This is a genomic window from Novosphingobium acidiphilum DSM 19966, assembly GCF_000429005.1.
Taxonomy (GTDB): Bacteria; Pseudomonadota; Alphaproteobacteria; order Sphingomonadales; family Sphingomonadaceae; genus Novosphingobium; species Novosphingobium acidiphilum.
On record NZ_AUBA01000050.1, the window covers coordinates 1 to 1,547 of the forward strand.

Below are 1,547 nucleotides of genomic sequence, written 5' to 3' on the forward strand. Positions count from 1 at the left end.
CCGAGGCCGAAGCCAATTACTATGCAGCCATTGAGAACCTCGATATGGTCGCATGACTCAAACCAAATAGCCTCCAGGAAACCCGGGACGCTTCAAGATGGTTTTTCGAGCTTGGCTGTCTGGATGCGTTGAACTTCAATCGACGCCTCTCCAACTCTTCCAAGCGTAGGGATGAGTTTTTTCCATTCCTCATCGACTTCGAGCCCATGGTCTTTCAGGCTACCTAAAACTTTGATAAAATTGTTCGAACCCGGTAGGCTCCTATAGTCAGAGTAGAATCCCTCGACGTCACTCAATCGTAGCCAGAGGCGATCAATCTGATTATAACGTATTAAATCAAATAAGCTGTCAAATTTCTCATCCGAAAAATACATGCGTATTTGAAGCATACTTTCAATTCTTTCATTGCAAAAATCTATCTCTGATGCAATTATCCCCCTAACTACGCAATTTTCCTTGGCAGGATCATCTATTCGAAACACAAAAAGTCTAATATCTTTTATGGATCGACTTGAACCAATCATCGAAATTGAAGGTGCTCTCCAGTGATCATCATCGTAAGCTCCCGGAACTAAATTGGCGACTATCACATCTGTTTTGGTAAATTTAAGGGCCTCAAGGTCTTCGTCATCCAATCTGAAATTGTATTGCGACGAAATACTCCTATTGATACCGAAAGAGGTGGAATGGAAGAAAATATCCGAACGATAAGGGATCAAATCTGGCCCGACCTGATCACCATTTTCTTTGGTCTCTTTGAGGGACCATACGTAAAGAGATTTGTATTTCTCCTCCATATGAAGGGACACATTTAGGTCAATAACATAGTCCAATGCCATATACTCAAACCCTTTTTCAAAAATACAGTTGATAGCAAAGGAGGTATATAAACCGACATTTCCCAGATGGCCCCCAAGAGAAGGCCGATTGAGGCACGATTGCCGTATGGGATGGCACTGCGCAACCGGATTTTGGCGTGCTGGCGCTTTCAGCCGCTCCTTGACGCTCCAATCTGGCAATAGGTCTGGTCGGCCCGCGCAAAAAGCGTTATTTTCACGGAAGCCGGACGCAACTTGCCTGTCGGTGCCGATGCAGGGCTCAGCCAGGAAAGCCCAGCCAGTTCCTGCTCCAGCGCGTTCTGCTCGAAGTTGAAGCAATCTCAACCGAAGTTGGCGAAACTTTTGACCCGACTGACATCGAGGATGGCCGTAAAAAAGTTCTTGCAGCGGTTTCGCGGAGGCAGGGGCAATCACAATTCCGCAGGGCACTTATGAAGGCCTACGACGGGAAGTGCGCTGTGACGAGCTGTGCAATCGAGCCCTTGCTGGAAGCTGCGCATATTCATCCATATCTCGGCCCGAAAACCAACCATGTCACCAACGGCATGCTGCTGAGAGCCGACATTCACACACTGTTTGATCTGGGATTGTTGGCCATTGCAGCGGATCATAGGCTGCTAGGCGGCGTGGACAAATTTGGGGTTCTCAATCATCGAGCGTCACAAGCAGGCACGCCCGAAAGGTGCCTTCCGCAGTGTCCTGCCGGTG

At 48.0% G+C, this 1,547-nt stretch carries 2 protein-coding genes; one reads left to right on the forward strand and one right to left on the reverse strand.

Features of this window, described 5'->3' with window-relative positions:
• Positions 1–92 precede the first annotated feature (92 nt).
• Positions 93–1,253, reverse strand: coding sequence for a hypothetical protein (locus G404_RS20555; RefSeq protein WP_156906386.1), 1,161 nt, complete (start codon positions 1,251–1,253; stop codon positions 93–95).
• A 17-nt stretch (positions 1,254–1,270) separates the two neighbouring features.
• Between G404_RS20555 and G404_RS20255 the strand changes: the two genes are divergently transcribed.
• The coding region (locus G404_RS20255) for an HNH endonuclease (protein ID WP_169719739.1) at positions 1,271–1,547 on the forward strand (277 nt) is incomplete at its 3' end.